This window comes from Micrococcus porci, from assembly GCF_020097155.1.
Classification (GTDB): Bacteria; Actinomycetota; Actinomycetes; order Actinomycetales; family Micrococcaceae; genus Micrococcus; species Micrococcus porci.
The window spans coordinates 1,666,920-1,685,194 of sequence record NZ_CP083691.1 but is presented as its reverse complement, the minus strand read 5'-3'; the positions used below and the strand labels follow the sequence as shown (position 1 = coordinate 1,685,194).

At 71.4% G+C, this 18,275-nt stretch carries 16 protein-coding genes; 3 read left to right on the top strand and 13 right to left on the bottom strand.

What is annotated here, in order from left to right:
• The first annotated feature begins 1 nt into the window (after position 1).
• Complete coding sequence (gene qcrB, locus KW076_RS07960; protein WP_224354842.1) at positions 2-1,687, top strand: cytochrome bc1 complex cytochrome b subunit; 1,686 nt, start codon at positions 2-4, stop codon at positions 1,685-1,687.
• 997 nt (positions 1,688-2,684) lie between these two features.
• On the opposite strand, the gene KW076_RS07955 is transcribed toward qcrB, so the two are convergent.
• The 5 genes from KW076_RS07955 to KW076_RS07935 all read right to left on the bottom strand — a co-directional run bounded on the left by KW076_RS07955 (position 2,685) and on the right by KW076_RS07935 (position 7,909).
• A complete protein-coding gene (locus tag KW076_RS07955; protein ID WP_224354841.1) occupies positions 2,685-3,086 on the bottom strand; it encodes a cytochrome c oxidase subunit 4 in 402 nt (133 codons plus the stop codon).
• On the bottom strand, positions 3,083-4,795 hold the full coding sequence (ctaD, locus tag KW076_RS07950) for an aa3-type cytochrome oxidase subunit I (protein WP_224354840.1): 1,713 nt from the start codon (positions 4,793-4,795) through the stop codon (positions 3,083-3,085). Before ctaD ends, KW076_RS07955 begins: the two co-directional genes overlap by 4 nt.
• The gene (gene ctaC / locus KW076_RS07945) at positions 4,795-5,709 is read right to left on the bottom strand and encodes an aa3-type cytochrome oxidase subunit II (RefSeq protein ID WP_224354839.1); all 915 of its coding nucleotides are present in this window, start codon (positions 5,707-5,709) and stop codon (positions 4,795-4,797) included. Before ctaC ends, ctaD begins: the two co-directional genes overlap by 1 nt.
• Positions 5,710-5,984: 275 nt before the next feature.
• Entirely contained in the window at positions 5,985-6,377 is a 393-nt protein-coding gene (gene erpA, locus KW076_RS07940) for an iron-sulfur cluster insertion protein ErpA (RefSeq protein ID WP_224354838.1), read from the bottom strand.
• Between the two features lie 116 nt (positions 6,378-6,493).
• Positions 6,494-7,909 carry a dipeptidase gene (locus KW076_RS07935; protein ID WP_224354837.1) on the bottom strand — a complete coding sequence of 472 codons (1,416 nt, stop codon included), beginning with the start codon at positions 7,907-7,909 and terminating at the stop codon, positions 6,494-6,496.
• A 43-nt stretch (positions 7,910-7,952) separates the two neighbouring features.
• Between KW076_RS07935 and KW076_RS07930 the strand changes: the two genes are divergently transcribed.
• Positions 7,953-8,570 carry a DUF3043 domain-containing protein gene (locus tag KW076_RS07930; protein ID WP_434084373.1) on the top strand — a complete coding sequence of 206 codons (618 nt, stop codon included), beginning with the start codon at positions 7,953-7,955 and terminating at the stop codon, positions 8,568-8,570.
• A gap of 74 nt (positions 8,571-8,644) precedes the next feature.
• Here KW076_RS07930 and KW076_RS07925 read toward each other — a convergent pair whose 3' ends face one another.
• On the bottom strand, positions 8,645-9,775 hold the full coding sequence (locus KW076_RS07925) for a quinone-dependent dihydroorotate dehydrogenase (RefSeq protein WP_224354835.1): 1,131 nt from the start codon (positions 9,773-9,775) through the stop codon (positions 8,645-8,647).
• Between the two features lie 282 nt (positions 9,776-10,057).
• Between KW076_RS07925 and KW076_RS07920 the strand changes: the two genes are divergently transcribed.
• Positions 10,058-10,882, top strand: coding sequence for an alpha/beta hydrolase (locus KW076_RS07920; protein ID WP_224354834.1), 825 nt, complete (start codon positions 10,058-10,060; stop codon positions 10,880-10,882).
• Positions 10,883-10,903: 21 nt separating this feature from the next.
• On the opposite strand, the gene KW076_RS07915 is transcribed toward KW076_RS07920, so the two are convergent.
• From KW076_RS07915 to KW076_RS07885, 7 genes are all read right to left on the bottom strand, one after another.
• Positions 10,904-11,719: an isoprenyl transferase gene (locus KW076_RS07915; RefSeq protein ID WP_224354833.1), complete on the bottom strand. Its 816-nt coding sequence runs from the start codon at positions 11,717-11,719 to the stop codon at positions 10,904-10,906.
• Entirely contained in the window at positions 11,720-12,520 is an 801-nt protein-coding gene (gene recO / locus KW076_RS07910) for a DNA repair protein RecO (protein WP_224354832.1), read from the bottom strand.
• Positions 12,517-14,247 carry a 2-isopropylmalate synthase gene (leuA, locus tag KW076_RS07905; protein WP_224354831.1) on the bottom strand — a complete coding sequence of 577 codons (1,731 nt, stop codon included), beginning with the start codon at positions 14,245-14,247 and terminating at the stop codon, positions 12,517-12,519. Before leuA ends, recO begins: the two co-directional genes overlap by 4 nt.
• Positions 14,248-14,407: 160 nt before the next feature.
• Complete coding sequence (era, locus tag KW076_RS07900; protein ID WP_224354830.1) at positions 14,408-15,370, bottom strand: GTPase Era; 963 nt, start codon at positions 15,368-15,370, stop codon at positions 14,408-14,410.
• Between the two features lie 9 nt (positions 15,371-15,379).
• Positions 15,380-16,687, bottom strand: a complete 1,308-nt coding sequence (locus KW076_RS07895) for a hemolysin family protein (protein ID WP_224354829.1) — start codon at positions 16,685-16,687, stop codon at positions 15,380-15,382.
• Between the two features lie 8 nt (positions 16,688-16,695).
• Positions 16,696-17,169 carry an rRNA maturation RNase YbeY gene (gene ybeY, locus KW076_RS07890; protein ID WP_224354828.1) on the bottom strand — a complete coding sequence of 158 codons (474 nt, stop codon included), beginning with the start codon at positions 17,167-17,169 and terminating at the stop codon, positions 16,696-16,698.
• Complete coding sequence (locus tag KW076_RS07885) at positions 17,159-18,226, bottom strand: PhoH family protein (RefSeq protein WP_224354827.1); 1,068 nt, start codon at positions 18,224-18,226, stop codon at positions 17,159-17,161. The genes ybeY and KW076_RS07885 overlap by 11 nt, the downstream gene beginning before the upstream one ends.
• Positions 18,227-18,275: the final 49 nt, after the last annotated feature.

Sequence of the window (18,275 nt, the reverse complement as noted above, 5' to 3'; positions counted from 1 at the left end):
TATGAGCACTGCAACGCACGAGTACCAGCCGGCGACCGGGACCGGTCGTCTGGCCAACTTCCTGGACACGCGAGTGGGGCTCTCCCCCATCGTGAAGTTCTTCGGCCGCAAGACCTTCCCGGACCACTGGACCTTCATGTTCGGCGAGGTGGCCCTCTACAGCTTCGTCATCCTGCTGCTGTCGGGCGCCTTCCTCACGTTCTTCTTCGATCCGTCGATGTCGCACGTGACCTATGACGGCGCCTACGCCCCGCTGCGCGGCATCGAGATGTCGGCGGCCATGGCGTCCGCCCTGGACATCTCCTTCGACATCCGCGGCGGCCTCTTCATGCGCCAGCTGCACCACTGGTCGGCGCTGCTCTTCGTCGCCTCGATGTCGGTGCACATGCTCCGCATCTTCTTCACCGGCGCCTTCCGTCGCCCGCGTGAGCTCAACTGGGTCGTCGGCTGCTTCCTGCTGATGGCCGGCTGGGCCGCCGGCTTCACCGGCTACTCCCTCCCCGACGACGTGCTGTCCGGCAACGGCCTGCGCATCATCGACGGCATCCTCAAGGCCATGCCCCTGGTGGGCTCCTACCTCTCCGCCTTCCTGTTCGGCGGCGAGTTCCCGGGCTACTCCGTGATCGGTCGCCTGTACGCGCTGCACATCATGATCGTCCCGGCGATCATCCTGCTGCTCATCGCCGTGCACCTGTTCATGGTCGTCGTGCACAAGCACACCCAGTACCCCGGCCCCGGCCGCACGGAGAACAACGTGGTCGGCTACCCCGTGGGCCCGGTGTACGCGGCCAAGGCCGGCGGCTTCTTCTTCATCGTGTTCGGCGTCCTGGCCCTGATCGCGTCCACCGTGACGATCAACTCGATCTGGATCTACGGTCCGTATGATCCCTCGCCCGTCTCCGCCGGCACCCAGCCGGACTGGTACATCGGCCCGTTCGACGGCGCCCTGCGCCTGATGCCGGGCATGATCGGCGACTTCTCCTTCCTGTGGAACATCCCGATGCCGTGGGGCTCCCGCGTCTCCCTCCCCATGGGCGTGCTGACCCCGCTGATCCCGGTGGGCGTCATCCTCGTCGGCATGATCTCTTGGCCGTGGATCGAGCGCTGGATCACCAAGGACGACCGTGAGCACCACCTGCTCGACCGTCCGCGCAACGCCCCCGCCCGTACCGGCATCGGCGTCGGCATGATGATCATGTGGTGCACCATGTGGGCCGCGGCCTCCTCGGACCTCATCGCCACGCACTTCCACCTGTCGCTGAACGACGTGCTCTACTTCCTGCGCGCGCTGTTCATCCTCGGCCCGATCCTCGGGTTCATCGTCACCCGTCGCATCTGCATCTCCCTGCAGCGTCGTGACCGCGAGACCGTGCTGCACGGCCACGAGTCCGGCGTCGTCGAGATGTCCCCTGAGGGAGGCTTCTCCGAGCGTCACCGTCAGCTCACCGACTACGAGATGTACCGTCTGGTCTCGTTCGAGGATCGCCGCCCTGTGCCGGCGACCCCGGGCCGCAACGGCAAGGTCTCCGGCGCTGAGAGGATGCGTGCCGGTCTGAACCGGATGTTCTACCAGGAGCGCGTCGCGCCGGTCTCCCGCGAGGAGCTGGTCGAGGCTCGCACCCACGGCCACGGCGAGCACGTCGGCGCCGTCCAGGGCGGCTCCCACTCCGCGGAGCTCGGCCACTGATCGGCGACCGCTGATCCCCTGACGAAGGGCCCCGCACGCCACATGGCGTGCGGGGCCCTTCTGCGTGGCCGTCCGGGACTGCTGCCTGTGATGGCGTCCGACGCCGTCGACACCCTGGGCAAGCGGGAACACCCTCGGCGTGAGTCGGCCGGCTTCGCCGCCGTCGTCGATCTCCACCTGCGGCCGAGGTCGTCGACCGCCTCATGCCTGCCCACTGCCGGTGGCGCGACCGTCCCGTGGGCACGCATGGTCGTCCTGCGCGGCGACACCCGTGGTGCGACCCTCGCCCGAGCGTGCCCCGCCGGAGGCGCCCTGGGCCGGATCACCGCGCCTCAGCCGACCCGAACACGCGGAGCCGTGCCCTCGGCCATAGGCGCCCACGGACCCCGGTGACCCGTTCACATGCGCGCTCCGTTCCCCGAGCCCTCCTCGGCGGGACACGGTCGGCACCTGTGAGCCCCCGCTGTTCCACGGCGGACCCACCCCGACCGGTCGTCCCCCTGTCTCACCCACCACGCGTCCAGGGGGGCACCGAGGCAGGCACAGCAACCGCCCCACCGAGACACGCGGCCGCGCCTGTGCGCGGCTCACTGGCGTAGGACCCGCCAGCGGCCGGCCTCCGCTCCCATCCTGGCGTCCTCGCCGACCGCCTCGATGCAGAGGGGCCGCGCCGCCGTGATCGAGGACCTCACGCGGTTCTCGCTGCGGGACGGCACCGGCGGATGCCGGAAAGCCTCCCCGCCGTCGGCGACGGCCCACGCTGCTCAGCGTCCGACCACCTCACGATCCAGGCGTCCGAACTGCGGGCACGCCCCACGAGCTCGGGCCGTCAGAGCCCTTGACCGACCACATGGCAGCCTGGTGTGCCAGCCCGCGGCCCCTACCCCCGGACGGAGCTCACGTCCCACCCGGCCGGTGGCCGCGCACGCAGAGAGGCCGCCGGCCGGCTCCCCCAGGGGGAACCGGCCGGCGGCCTCTGTGCTGCGTCAGCGAGTGGTCAGTGGGCGTACTTGCCGCGGGAGAACTCGTAGACCCAGCCGAAGGTGAAGTACACGCCGGCGATGACGCCGAGGGCGAAGATCCACCAGCCGACGGCCAGGCCGGTCACCAGCATGGCGCAGGCGACGGCCACGCCGAGCGGCCACCAGCTGGAGGGGGCGAAGGTGCCGTAGGTACCGGCGTACTCGACGATCTCGCCGTCCTCGTCATCCGCCGGGCCGAGGCCATGGCGCTTGTCCGTGGACTGCACGTACCAGGCGATCATCCAGCACATCGCGCCGAGGGCGTAGATGGCGGGGATGCCGGCCCACTCGGTCCACTTCACCCAGAAGCCGTAGAGCGTGGCGACGGCGACGAGGAAGGCGCCGATGATCCAGAAGATGTTGGACGCGATCTTCACTTGGAAGCCACCTTCTCTCCGAAAACCTCAGGCTCGGCCTGGGGCGAGTAGGCCGCCAGCTCCGGATGGTGCAGGTCCAGGGCAGGACGCTCGGAGCGGATGCGCGGCAGCGAGTGGAAGTTGTGACGCGGGGGCGGGCAGGAGGTGGCCCACTCCAGGGAGGAGCCGAAGCCCCACGGGTCGTCCACGGTCACCCTCTTGCCGAAGCGGGTGGTCACGTACACGTTCCAGAAGAACGGGATCAGCGACGCGCCGAGCAGGAAGGAGAAGACGGTGGAGAACTGGTTCATCGCGGTGAAGCCGTCCTCGATCATGTAGTCCGCGTAGCGACGCGGCATGCCGATGACGCCCAGCCAGTGCTGCACCAGGAACGTGCCGTGGAAGCCCACGAACAGCAGCCAGAACTGGATCTTGCCGAGACGCTCGTTCAGCATCTTGCCGGTGAACTTGGGCCACCAGAAGAAGAAGCCGGCGAACATCGCGAACACCACGGTGCCGAAGATGACGTAGTGGAAGTGCGCCACGACGAAGTAGGTGTCGGACACCTGGAAGTCCAGGGGCGGCGACGCCAGGATGACGCCGGTCAGGCCACCGAACAGGAAGGTGACCATGAAGCCGAGCGTCCACAGCATCGGGGTCTCGAAGGTGATCGAACCGCGCCACATGGTGCCGATCCAGTTCACGAACTTCACGCCGGTCGGGACCGCGATGAGCATGGTCATCACGGAGAAGAACGGCAGGAGCACGGCGCCGGTCACGTACATGTGGTGCGCCCACACCGTCACGGAGAGCGCGGCGATCGACGTCGTCGCGAAGACCAGGGACTTGTAGCCGAAGATCGGCTTGCGGGAGAACACCGGGATGATCTCGGAGACGACGCCGAAGAACGGCAGGGCGATGATGTACACCTCGGGGTGGCCGAAGAACCAGAAGAGGTGCTGCCACAGGATGGCGCCGCCGTTCTCCGGGTTGAAGATGTGGCCGCCGAAGCGACGGTCCATGCCCAGCGCGAAGAGCGCGGCGGCCAGCGGCGGGAACGCCATCATGATCAGGATGCCGGTGATGAGCGTGTTCCAGGTGAAGATCGGCATGCGCCACATCGTCATGCCCGGGGCGCGCATCGTCAGGATCGTGGTGATGAAGTTGACGCCGCCCATGATCGTGCCGAAGCCCTGGAGGACCAGACCGAACACCCAGAGGTCACCGCCCACGCCGGGCGAGTACGTGGTGTCCGAGAGCGGGGCGTACGCGAACCACCCGAACGAGGCCGCACCCTGAGGGGTGAGGAAGCCGGCGCACGCGATGAACGAGCCGAACAGGAAGAACCAGAAGGCCAGCGCGTTCAGTCGCGGGAACGCGACGTCGGGGGCGCCGATCTGCAGCGGCACGAGCACGTTGGCGAAGCCGACGAACAGCGGCGTCGCGAACATCAGCAGCATGATCGTGCCGTGCATGGTGAACAGCTGGTTGTACTGCTCCTTGGTCTGCAGGATCTGCATGCCGGGCTCGAAGAGCTCGGCGCGGATCATGAGCGCCATCACGCCGCCCACGCAGAAGAAGACGAACGAGACGATGAGGTACATGTACCCCAGGACCTTGTGGTCCGTGGTCGTCAGCCAGCTGACGACGATCTTGCCCAGGGAGCGGGGGGCGACGCGCGGCTGGGCCTGCGTGCGCACCTCGTCCGTGGCGTATTCGTAAGTGGTCATCAGTGATTGCCTCCACCGCGCGGGGTCTGGAGGTCGACCTCCATGTTCCTCGCGCCGTCCGGGTTCTGGTTGGGGTTGCGGTTGAGCTCGTCGCCGACCAGGCCGGGCTCCATCTCGTTCATCTTCTGAACGAAGGTGGCCTCGTCCACGACCTCCACGTTGAAGAGCATCTCCGAGTGGAACTCGCCGCAGAGCTCGGCGCACTTGCCGTCGAAGCGCCCGATCTCCTGCGGGGTCAGGTACAAGTTGTTCGTCTTGCCGGGGAGCATGTCGCGCTTCTGGAGGAACTGCGGGATCCAGAAGGAGTGCGCCACGTCGCGGGACTTCAGCTCGAAGTGCACCGGCACGTCCTTGGGGAGGTACAGGGTCGGCAGGGTCTCGCGCTTGCCGTCCGAGCCGTCGAGCTGCGCTTGGACGCCCTGGAAGTGGGCCTCCCTGGTCTGGCCGTCCTTCTCGTACGAGTAGTTGAAGTCCCAGGACCACTGCTTGCCGTACACGGTGACCGTCAGCGGGGAATCGTCGATCGGGGTGTCGACCTCGGCCTGCACGCGGTCGGTGAAGCCCCAGAGGGTGAACACCATGAGGATCGGGATGACGGTGAACATCGTCTCGATCGGCATGTGGTAGGCCGTCTGCCGCGGGAAGCCCTGGTCGTTCTTCCGCCGGCGGTAGGCGATCATGCACCAGATCATCGCGCCCCAGGCGATCAGGCCCACGGCAAGGGCCGCGATCCAGGAGTTCACCCACAGGTCGGTGAGCTGCGCATTGTGGTTGGTCGTGTTGTCCGTGCCCGGCAGCCAACCACGCTGTGCCTCTGCCGAACAGCCGGTCAGCGCCACCAGCGCCGTGGCCCCGAGGGCCCCCGCGGTGAGGCGGCGTCGCGTCCGACGTCCGGCGTCATTCTGTGCTCTCACAGACGGCCTTCCTCTTCATCTCGTGTGCGAGTGGGCCCCGCCCCACCAGGTACGTCGTGACTTCTCACGGGTTCCGTTCAGGGAGGGCGGGTAGACCCAGATGATTCGGAGTCAGTCTATGCCAGCGCGCGCGAACGGGTGCATCGTGACGCGCTCGGGGTGTCGTACGGGCGGTGCCGCCCGGCGCCCTCCCCGCACGACGACGCCGGGCCGGCCTCCTGGTGGAGACCGGCCCGGCGGGGCGGCGCCGCGGGGGCGCCGGGGGCGTCAGCGGCTCAGTGGAACGAGTCGCCGCACGCGCAGGAGCCCACGGCGTTCGGGTTGTCGATGGTGAAGCCCTGCTTGGAGATCGTGTCCTCGAAGTCGATGGTCGCCCCCATCAGGTACGGGACGCTCATCTTGTCCACGATCACCTCGACGCCGTCGTAGTCGCGGACGGTGTCGCCGTCGAGCACCCGCTCGTCGAAGTAGAGCTGGTAGATCAGGCCGGAGCATCCGCCCGGCTGGACCGCCACGCGCAGGCGCAGGTCGGTGCGACCCTCCTGCTCGAGCAGGGCGCGGACCTTGGCCGCGGCGACGTCGGTCAGCTCCACCTCGTGCGGCGGCAGGCCGGTGGCGTCTTCGGTGGCGCCGATCTCGACGCCGGTCTCCTCTGCGGACAGAGCCATGGTGACCTCCTAGGTCCTCGGTTGTGCGACGGTGTCGCCGCGTGGGTCTTCCGGGAGAACGCCGTCTCCCCGGTGCCGCATTCCCGGACGCCGGGGACTCCGGGAAGGCCGGGTCGTCAGGCGCCCATCGCCGCCAGCCAGAGGGCCTCTGCGACGATCGCGCGGCGGAAGTCCTCCAGGTGCAGCGACTCGTTGGCCGAGTGCGCGCGGGAGTCCGGGTCCTCGACACCGGTGATCAGGATCGTGGCCTCGGGGAACAGCTCCTTGAGGTCCGCCGTGAACGGGATGGAGCCGCCCAGGCCCGTCTCCCGCGCGGGTGTGGCGAACGCGGCGCCGAGGGCGCCCATCATCGCGGCCGCGGCGGGGGCCGAGGTGTCCGTGGAGAAGGGCTGGCCCAGCTCCCCCGGCTCCACCGTGATCTCCGCCCCCAGGACGGCGTCCGACTGCGCCTCCAGGTGGGCGCGCAGCGCGTCCAGCGAGGCGGCCGGATCCATCCCGGGCCCGAGGCGCAGCGAGATCTTGGCGCGCGCCGCGGGCTGGATGGTGTTGGACGAGGTGTCCACGGACGGGGCGTCGAGCCCGATCACGCTGAGCGCGGGGCCGTTCCACAGGCGGTCCGCCAGGGCGCCGCGGCCCGCCAGCCGGGTGCCGGGGAGGATGCCGCTGTCGGCGCGGAACGCGTCCTCCGGGTAGTCCACGTCGGCGTGGTGACGGGGCTCCAGGCCGGGCACCGCCACGGCGCCGTCGGCGTCGTGGAGGGTCGCGATGAGACGGGACATCAGGACGACGGCGTCGAGCACGGGGCCGCCGAACATGCCGGAGTGCACGGCGTGGTCCAGCGCCCGCACGGTCACGGTCGCGCTGACCACCCCGCGCAGGGAGGTGGTCAAGGCCGGCTCGCCGACGGCCCAGTTGGAGGAGTCGGCCACCACGATGGCGTCGGCGGCCAGACGGTCACGATGCCGCTCCAGGAACGGACGGAAGGTGGGCGAGCCCGCCTCCTCCTCGCCCTCGATGAACACCCGGACTCCGACGCCGGCGTCCGGGCACACCTCGTCCAGGGCGGCGAGGGCCGCGAGGTGCACCATGATGCCGGCCTTGTCGTCGGCGGCGCCGCGCCCGTAGAGGCGCCCGTCCCGCTCGGTGGCCACCAGCGGCGGGGTGTCCCACAGGCCCTCCTCTCCGAGGGGCTGCACGTCGTGGTGCGCATACAACAAGACGGTGGGCTTGTCGCCGACAGCAGGGCGGCCGCCGATCACGGCAGGGCCGCCAGGGCGGCCGTCCGCGCGCTCCTCGACCGCGGTCTCCACGCCCTCCAGGCCGGCGGTGCGGAGCAGGTCCGCCACCGCGGCGGCCGAGCGCTCCAGGGGCTCACGGTCCATCGAGTCCCAGGCGATGCCGGGGATGGACACCAGGTCTTTGAGGCTCTGCAGCGTCTCGGGGAACCGGCGGTCGACGGCGGCACGGATCGCGGAGACCAGCTCGGGGTCCGGGGCCGCGCCGACGGGGGTGTTCTGCGTGCTCTGGGTCATGCGGTCCAGCCTACGACGCGGCCACGACTAGACTGGCGCGGTGCTGAATCGCCGGAAGAAGACCGAGAACGACGCCCCCGCCTCCCACGGCTCCACCGCCCTGGGCGCCGGGAACACGCCCGCGGCCCAGCCCGCTCCCCGCGACCGCTCCCAGGGCAAGACCGGGCCGACGCCGCGCCGCCGCGACCAGGAGGCCGCCCGTCGTCGCACGCTGGTGCCCGAGGACCGCAAGGCGGCCCGAAAGGCGGAGCGCGACGCGGCGACCGCCGAGCGCATGCGCCAGCGGCAGGCCCTGGAGACGGGCGACGAGCGCAACCTCCCCGCACGCGACAAGGGCCCGCAGAAGCGGTACGTGCGCGACTACATCGACGCCCGCACCGGTCTGGGCGAGTGGCTCATGCCGATCGTCCTCGTCTACGTGATCGCCATGTTCATCCCCGGCACGCGGGCCCAGGTCATCCTGATGGTCACCCTCTATGTGATCGTCGGCCTCGTGATCGCCGAGAGCTTCTACATCTCCGCCCAGATCAAGAAGCGCCTGACCGCGACGTTCGGCACGCCCGAGCCCGGCAGCCGCTTCTACGGCGTCATGCGGGCCCTGCAGTTCCGCCGCCTCCGCCTGCCCAAGCCGCAGGTGCGCCGCGGCGAGTTCCCCGCCTGAGCCCGACGCTCCCCCGTCGCCCCGGTCCGCGTGCGTGGGCCGGGGCGACGTGCAGTGCGGGCGCCGCGCGGCCGTCAGCGGGCGCGTTGGGCCGCGTCGAGGCCGGCGTTGATGCGCCCGGCCCAGAACGGGCCCTCATACAGGAACGCCGTGTAGCCCTGCACCAGGTCGGCCCCGGCGTCCAGGCGCTGCAGGACGTCGTCCCCGTCCGTGACACCGCCCACGGCGATCAGCGCGACCCCGGCCGGCAGGGCGGCCCTGAGCGTCCGCAGGACCTCCAGGGAGCGCGCGGCCAGCGGCGCACCGGAGAGGCCTCCGGCTCCCATCGCCTCGACCTCGGAGGCGGGCGTCGACAGGCCCCCCCGCCCGATGGTGGTGTTGGTGGCGATGACGCCGTCGAGGCCGATCCGGCCCGCGAGCTCCGCGACGGCGCGGACGTCCTCGTCGGCCAGGTCCGGCGCGATCTTCACCGTCAACGGGACGCGCCGGTCCGGGACGGCGCGGTCCGCCTCCTCGCGGACGGCGGCCAGGATCGGCTCGAGGGACGAGATCTCCTGGAGCTGGCGCAGGCCCGGCGTGTTCGGGGAGGACACGTTCACCGTGAGGTAGTCGGCGTGCGGGGCGAGCAGCCGCGCCGACGCCCGGTAGTCCTCGACGGCGCCGTCCAGGGGCACGACCTTCGTCTTGCCGATGTTGACGCCCAGGACGGGACGCACGGCGCCGAACCGCTCCTCGAGGGTGCGGCGGGTGGCGGCGAGCCGCGGGGCGACGGCGGCGGCGCCGTCGTTGTTGAAGCCCATGCGGTTGATCAGCGCGCGGTCCTCCGGCAGGCGGAACAGCCGGGGGGCGGGATTGCCCGGCTGGGCCTGCGCGGTGATCGTGCCGACCTCGATATGGCCGAAGCCAAGCTCGGCCAGGGCGGTGGTGCCGACGCCGGTCTTGTCGAAGCCGGCCGCGAGGCCGAAGGGCGACGGGAACCGCAGGCCCATCACCGTGCGCGCGAGGCCGAGGTCCGGGGCCATGGTCGAGCGCAGCGCGCGTGACGCCCCGCTCGCCTCCGCGGCGCGGATGCCGGCGAAGCCGACGTGGTGCGCCCGCTCCGGGTCCATCCCGGCGAACACCGCCCGGAAGAACGGCGGGTAGATCCGGGGCGCGGAGGAGCGCAGGACGGACTGGACGCGGAAACGGGGGTCGGGCAGCTGCATGCCGTCATCCTCCCATGCAGGGCCGCCGCCTAAGGTGAGGCCGTGACCCTCTTCCCCCACGTCCGCGGGCCCTGGCCCCGCCACGGGCTCGGCCTCCCCGCCGACGACGCCGCGGCGCCTCCGACGCCCGTGGACCCGGAAGCCGGGTGGACGCCGGACGTGCTGGACGGCTTCGAACGGCGGAGCCTCGCTCTGAACGCCGACAGACAAGGACGGAACGTTGTCACAGTCGTGCGGCGTCGCGCCGCGTCACGGCACCGGGATCCCTGCCGGCGTCCCTTCGTGGCCGTGCACGGGTGGAGCGACTACTTCTACAACACGCCCCTGGCCGAGGCCGTGGAGTCCGCGGGCTACGCCTTCCACGCCGTGGACCTGCGTCACCACGGCCGTTCGCTCCGACCCGGGCAGACCCCCGGCTTCGTCGACCGGCTCGACCGGCATCACGAGGACCTGGACGCGGCGCTCGCCCTGATCGCGGAGGACCATCCGGCCACGCCCGTCGTGGAGGCCCACTCGACGGGCGGGCTGACCACGGCGCTCTGGGCCGCAGACCGGCCGGAGGCCGCGTCCGCGCTGGTGCTCAACAGCCCGTGGCTGCAGACGCACGGCGGACCGCTCGCCCGGGCCGTGGCGGCCCCCGCGGTCCGCCGCATCGCGCGGCGTGATCCCTACGAGATCCTCCCCCTGCCCCGTGTCGACCACTACTGGCGCTCTCTGTCCGCCGAGGCGGACGGCGAGTGGGACCTCGAGCCGGCGTGGCGCGACCGGTGGGCGTTCGCGGTGCCGGCCGGGTGGCTGGCCGCGGTCCTGGACGGGCACACCACCGTGGCGCGCGGGCTCGACCTGCCCGTGCCCGTGCTCGTCCTGGTCTCCGACCGCGGCGGCCTCCCACTGGCGACCCGACGCCGCGCGGCGAGCTCGGACGTGATCCTCTCGCCCCGCGCCCAGGCGAGGGCGGCCCGCCGGCTCGGGCCCGGCGTCGTCGTCCACCGCTGCCCCGGCGCGCTCCACGACGTGTTCGCCTCGGCTCCCCCGGTCCGCCGCGCGGCCCTGGACGCCACACTGTCGTGGCTGGCGGAGACGGCGCCCCCGCGCATCGCCGGCTGAGCCGGCGGGGCGGGCCGGCCCTCAGTCGGCGGCGGGCGCGTCCACCGCCCCGCCGAACCGGCGGTCGCGGTGGGCGTACTCGAGGACCGCGGCGTAGAGGGTGCGCCGGTCCACGTCCGGCCACAGCTCGTCCAGGAAGAGCAGCTCGGCGTAGGCGGACTGCCACAGCAGGTAGTTGGAGAGGCGCTGCTCTCCCGAGGTGCGCAGGAACAGGTCGACGTCCGGGGTCACGTCGACGTCCCGGTCCCCCGCGCGGAAGCCGCGGTCCAGCCACCGGGTGATCACGTCCTCGGTGAGGTCGCGGGGGCGCATGCGTCCGGCCGCGACCTCCTCCGCGAGGGCCTGGACGCCGTCGACGATCTCCGCGCGGGAGCCGTAGTTGACGCACATGTGCAGGGTGGTGCCGGTGTTGTCCCGGGTCAGGTCCTCGGCCTCGCGGAGCTCGCGGATCACCGGGGTCCAGAGGCGCGGGGCGCGGCCGTTCCAGCGGATCCGCACGTTCCACGAGTCGAGGGTGTCGCGCTGGCGGCGCAGCACGTCCTTGGAGAAGCCCATGAGGAAGCGCACCTCCTCCGCGGAGCGCGACCAGTTCTCCGTGGAGAACGCGTAGGCGGAGACGTGCCCGACGCCGAGCTCCACGGCGCCGGCGACGACGTCCAGCAGGGCGGCCTCGCCCGCGCGGTGCCCCTCGGTGCGGGGCAGGCCCCGCTGGTTGGCCCAGCGACCGTTGCCGTCCATCACCACGGCCACGTGCCGGGGCACGAACCGCGGGTCGAGCTTCGGGGGGACAGCACCCGAGGGATGCGGGGGCGGGCTCACCTTCGGCACGTCGGACATTCAGGCGCTCCTCTCGGCGCGCGGGGCCGGCGGGGCGATCTCCTGGTCCAGCACGGACAGGGCGACCAGCCGGCGCTCCGCGTGGAACTGCAGGTACGCGGACACGATACCGGCCGCCTCACGCCGGGCCAGCGGACCGGCGGTGTCGACGACGGCCCAGTCCCCCGCGGTGAGGGCCGTGAGCAGCGCGAACGTCTCCGGGGCCGGACTGGCCGAGCCCGGGGGCCGGTGCTCGGCGCAGACCGCCCCGCCCAGGGCGACGTTGACCGCGGTGTGCGGACCTGGCGCCCCGCATCGGGCGCAGCGGTCGAAGGTCGGGGCCCAGCCGGCCTGCGTGAGGGTGCGCAGCAGAAAGCTGTGGAGGATCATCCGCGGGTCGTGGGCCCGCCGAGCCAGCGCGGCCAGGGCTCCGTGGAACAGCAGGTACTGGGCGCGTCGGCCGTCGGCGTCGAGCGCGGGGATGCGTTCGACGCCCTCAGCCAGGGCTGCGGCCACCGCGAACGCCTCGTAGTCCGCTGCGACGGCCGTGGCGTACGGGTGGAGCAGCTGCGCCTGGGTGATCGTGTGCAGCTCCCCCCGCCCCCGCGCGACCTGGAGGGTGGAGTGCATGAACGGCTCCACGACGGAGCCGAACCGGGAGGACGACTTCCGCACCCCCTTGGCCACGCAGCGCAGGACGCCGTGCTCGGGGGTGATCGCCTCCACGATCCGGTCCGCCTCCCCCAGGCGGTGGGTGCGCAGCACGATGGCCTCGGTGCGGAACGAGTTCGCCGAGTAGCCGCCGTGCCGCGCGCCGCTCACGCGCGCAGGGACCGGTTGACCGCGGAGACGACCGCCTTGAGGGAGGCCGTGGTGGTGTTGTGGTCCAGACCGACGCCCCAGAGGACGCGGTCGCCCACAGCCGCCTCGACATAGGCGGCGGCCATGGCGGAGCCGCCCTCGGACAGTGCGTGCTCGGTGTAGTCGAGCACGCGGACGTCCTGGCCGTCCTCGCCGAGGATCTTCAGGAACGCGTCGATCGGGCCGTTGCCCTCCGCCGTGCGGGTCTGGGGCTCGTGGTCCACGAAGATCTCCGCGGTCATGCGGAACGCTCCGTTCTCGCCGGACTCGGAGCTCACGGAGCGCACGCGGTAGCGGCCCCACGCCTCCTCCTTGTTCTCCGCCGGGAGGTACTCGTCCTGGAACGCCGTCCACAGGTCGGCGCCGGAGACCTCGCCGCCGTGCGCGTCGGCGAGCTCCTGGATGACGTGGGAGAACTCAATCTGCGCGCGGCGCGGGAGGTCCAGCTTGTGCTCGGACTTGAGCAGGTAGGCGACGCCGCCCTTGCCGGACTGGGAGTTCACGCGGATCACGGCCTCGTAGGAGCGGCCGATGTCCTTCGGGTCGATGGGCAGGTAGGGGACGGCCCACGGGATCTCGTCGACGTGCTTGCCGGCGGCCGCGGCGTCGGCCTCCATCGCCTCGAACCCCTTCTTGATGGCGTCCTGATGGGAGCCGGAGAAGGCGGTGAACACGAGGTCGCCGCCCCACGGGGAACGCTCGGGCACCGGCAGCTGGTTGCAGTACTCCACCGTGCGGCGGATGTGGTCCATGTCGGAGAAGTCGATCATGGGGTCGATGCCCTGGGAGAAGAGGTTCATGCCCAGGGTCACGAGGTCGACGTTGCCGGTGCGCTCGCCGTTGCCGAACAGGCAGCCCTCGATGCGGTCGCCGCCGGCGAGGTAGCCGAGCTCGGCCGCGGCCACGCCGGTGCCGCGGTCGTTGTGCGGGTGGAGGGACAGGATGATCGAGTCGCGGTGCTCCAGGTTGCGGTGCATCCACTCGATGGAGTCCGCGTAGACGTTCGGCGTCGCCATCTCGACGGTGGCCGGCAGGTTGAGGATCATCTGGCGGTCCGTGGAGGCCTCCAGGACGGTGGCGACCTCGTCCGAGATGCGCCGGGCGAACTCGAGCTCGGTGCCGGTATAGGACTCCGGCGAGTACTCGTAGGTGATCTCGGTGCCCGTGAGCTGCTCCTCGAACTTCTTCACCAGGCGGGCGCCGGACGTGGCGATGTCCACGATCCCGTCCTCGTCCTGACGGAACACCACCCGGCGCTGCAGCACCGAGGTGGAGTTGTAGAGGTGCACGATGGCGCGGTCGGCGCCCTCGAGGGACTCGAAGGTGCGCTCGATCAGGTGCTCCCGGGCCTGGGTGAGGACCTGGATGGACACGTCGTCCGGGATGTGGTCGCCCTCGATGAGCTGGCGGACGAAGTCGAAGTCGGTCTGCGAGGCCGACGGGAAGCCGACCTCGATCTCCTTGTAGCCCATCTGCACCAGGAGCTGGAACATGCGCAGCTTGCGCTCGGGGCCCATCGGGTCGATCAGCGCCTGGTTGCCGTCGCGCAGGTCGACCGCGCACCAGCGGGGGGCCTCGGTGATCACCTTGTCCGGCCACGTGCGGTCCGGCAGGTGCACCTCGATCTGCTCGTGGTACGGCACGTACTTCCCGTGCTTCATGCCCGAGGGCTTCTGCAGATTGCGCATGGCGGATCCACCTCTTCGTTCGGCCGCGGGGTCGCCGGGCCTCGTCCTGGTCTCACGGTCCGACCGGTGCACGGCCGGGCCTTGTTCCCCATTCCACACCCGACACGGGCAGTTCTCGACCAATGAGGCCCCGGTCTCACTTTTCGGACACCCTCCAGGTTCACATCCCGAGGCGGTTCAGGTGCTTCGGGTCCCGCTGCCAGTCCTTGGCCACCTTGACCCGCAGGTCCAGGTGGACGGGCGTCCCGAGCATCCGCTCGATGCCCGTGCGCGCCTGGGTGCCGATGGCCCGCAGCCGGGAGCCGCCCTTGCCGATGATGATGCCCTTCTGGCTGTCCCGCTCCACGAACACGTTGGCGTAGACGTCCAGCAGGGGGCGCTCCTCCGGTCGGCCCTCGCGGGGGTTCATCTCCTCCACGACGACGGCCACCGAGTGGGGCAGCTCGTCCCGCACGTCCTCGAGTGCGGCCTCGCGGATCAGCTCGGCGACCATGATGGCCTCCGGCTCGTCGGTCAGCTCGCCGTCGGGGTACAGGGGCGGGCCGTCGGGCAGCAGCTGCGCCAGCACCGACTCCACGTCCTCCACCTGTCGCCCGGCCACGGCCGAGACCGGGACGACCGCGGCGAAGCCGCGCCCGCCGTTCTCCGGACCCAGGACCTCGTCCCCCAGCGCGGTGACGGCCAGCAGCTGCTCGGCCACCCGCTGCGGGTCCGTCTTGTCGGTCTTGGTCACGATCGCCACCACCGGCGTGCGCCGCAGTGCGGCCAGCTGCTGGGCGATGAAGCGGTCGCCGGGACCGATCTTCTCGTCCGCCGGCAGGCAGAAGCCCACCACGTCCACCTCGGACAGCGTCTCCTGGACCAGGGCGTTCAGGCGCTCACCCAGGAGCGTCCGCGGCCGGTGCAGTCCGGGGGTGTCCACCAGGACCAGCTGGAAGTCCGGCCGGTGGACGATGCCGCGGATCGTGTGGCGCGTGGTCTGGGGCTTGGAGGAGGTGATGGCCACCTTCTCCCCCACCAGCGCGTTCGTGAGCGTGGACTTGCCGGCGTTCGGCCGGCCCACGAGGCACGCGAAGCCGGAGCGGTGCCCCTCCGGGACGGCGGGATCGAGCAGCGAGGTCATGGCGTCTCCTCAGTCGGGGTCGGTCGGATCGTGCTGGCGGCGCAGCCGGGCGGGACGGTCCTCCGTCTCCACCACCTTCAGGCGCGCCACGCGGTTGCGGCGGGGCTCGAGGGTGTCGGCGGTGAGCTCGAGCCCGTGCACCACCACGCGCGAGCCGCGGATCGGCACCCGGCCGAGCTCCTTGGCGAGCAGCCCGCCCACCGTGTCGACGTCGTCGTCCTCGTCCTCGTCCTCCGGGAGCTCGAACTCCTCCCGGAAGTCGCCGATGCCCATGCGGGCGTCCACCGAGTAGACACCGGGGGCGAGCTCCTCGATCTCCGGGCGGTCGGGGCGGTCGTCCTCGTCCCAGATCTCCCCGACGATCTCCTCGATGAGGTCCTCCAGGGTGACCAAGCCGGCGGTGCCGCCGTACTCGTCGACGACGATCGCCACGTGCGTGGACTCCCGCTGGAGCTCCTCCAGAAGCACGGACACGGGCTTGGACTCGGGGACGAAGCGCACCTCGCGCATCACCGCGGTCACCGCGTCCTGGGAGGCGTGGCCCTCGTGGTGCAGGGCGCGGACCGCGTCCTTGAGGTAGAGCATGCCGCGGACGTCGTCCGAGTCCTCGCCGATCACCGGGACGCGCGAGCAGCCCGAGCGCAGGAACAGGTCCAGCGCCTGGCCGAGGGTGTGGTCCGCGTCGATGGTCACCACGTCGGTGCGGGGCACCATCACGGAGCGCACCAGGGTGTCGCCCATGGAGAACACGGACGCGATCAGCTCGGCCTCCGAGTCCTCGAGGACCTCCGCATCGTGGGCGCGCGCGACGACCTCGCGCAGGTGCCGCTCGTGGAAGTCGTCCTCGTCCGCGGCCTCCGCCTCGGTGCGTCGGCGGTCCCGGCCCAGCCGGTCCCCCACCGGGCCGAGCGCCTGCTTCAACCCGTGCACCAGCCCGGCCGTCCGCGCGGCGACGGCGGCCTCGTTGCGCGAGCCGATGGGTCGCGGGCTCCACACGCCCAGCACGGCCGCCGTGCCCACCAGGAGCACGGCGGTGACCGCCAGCGCGGCCCACACCGAGTCCGTCAGGGCGTGCAGGCCGGCCGTGAGGAACATGGCCGCGAACGCCTCGGAGAGGAAGCGCCACACGCGCAGCGCACCGAGGTGGCCGTCCAGGTCGGCGGTGACGTCGAGGATCCGCGAGCCGGGGCGCGTGCGGGCCACGTCCTCGGCGTCCTTGCGGGGCAGGTAGGTGAAGGCGGACTCGGCCAGCGCGAGCACCCAGGTGCACGCCAGACAGGCCAGGAACAGCAGGACCAGGGACACGGCGGTGGCCATGGGGGCGATCAGTCCTCCACCGTGGGCGCCGGGGCGGGCCGGCCGAGGACCTCGGACACCAGGCGGTCCTGCAGCGCGAACATCTCTGCGCGCTCGTCCTCCTCCATGTGGTCGTAGCCGAGCAGGTGGAGCATGCCGTGCGTGAGCAGCAGGAGCAGCTCGTCGTCGCGGCTGTGGCCGCCGCGGGCGGCCTGCTCCGCGGCCACCTCGGGGCAGAGCACGACGTCACCCAGGACGCCCTCCGCGGGGGACTTCTCGGTGCCCGGGGTGAGCTCGTCCATCGGCAGGCTCATCACGTCGGTGGGGCCCTCCAGGTCCATCCACTCCACGTGGAGCTCGGCCATCCGCTGCGCGTCCACCACCGTCACGGCGGTCTCGGCCAGGGGATGCACGTGCAGCGCCGCGTAGACGTGCCGGGCCATGCCCAGCAGCGCCTCCTCCGGCACCTCCACGCCGGACTCGTTCACGATCTCAACGGCCACGGCCGCTCCTTCCACGCTGGGCCCCGCGCCCGGCGGGGCGGGGGTCCGCTGCGGACCCGCTGCCGCGGGCGCCGTCGTAGGCGTCCACGATGGCGCTGACCAGGGAGTGGCGGACGACATCGGAGGAGTCGAACCGGACCATCTCGAGCCCGTCGACGCCCTCGAGCACCTCCACGGCCTCCGCCAGGCCGGAGCGGACGCCCCGGGGCAGGTCCACCTGCGAGGTGTCCCCCGTGACGACCATGCGCGCCCCGAACCCGAGGCGGGTGAGGAACATCTTCATCTGCTCGCCCGTGGTGTTCTGGGCCTCGTCGAGGATCACGAACGCGTCGTTGAGCGTGCGGCCACGCATGTAGGCCAGCGGCGCCACCTCGATGGTGCCGGACTCCATGAGGCGCGGGATGGACTCGGGCTCGATCATGTCGTGCAGCGCGTCGTAGAGGGGGCGCAGGTAGGGGTCGATCTTCTCCGACAGCCCGCCCGGGAGGAAGCCGAGCCGCTCGCCGGCCTCGACGGCGGGCCGGGTGAGGATGATCCGCGTGACCTCCTTCGCCTGGAGGGCCTGCACGGCCTTGGCCATGGCCAGGTAGGTCTTGCCGGTTCCCGCCGGACCCAGGCCGAACACGATCGTGGCGCGGTCGATGGCCTCGACGTAGTCCTGCTGGTGCAGGGTCTTGGCGCGGATCTTGCGACCGCGCCCGGAGAGGATCGAGTCCAGGTGGAGCGTGCCCGACGCGCGGCCGGTCTCCCCGTCGCGCACGAGGGACACGACCTGCTCCACGACGTCCGGGGTCACCGGGGCGTCGCGCCGCGCCAGGGAGCGGAGGTCCTCCACGATCCGGCGGGCCTGGGCCACGTGGCGCGGCGGACCGGACATGCCGAGCGACTGGTCCCGGACGGTGACCTCCACGTCCGGGTACACCCCGGCGAGGATCCGCAGCAGCGCGTCGTGCGCGCCCAGGGTGCGGACCATCAGCTCCGCTGACTCGAAGGACACCGACTCCGCTCCGGGCACGGAGACGGGCGGCAGGACGACGTGCGAGGACGGGTCGGACACGATGGGGCGGATCACCTCGGGGTGCGGCGCGGACAGGTACGGGTCAGTC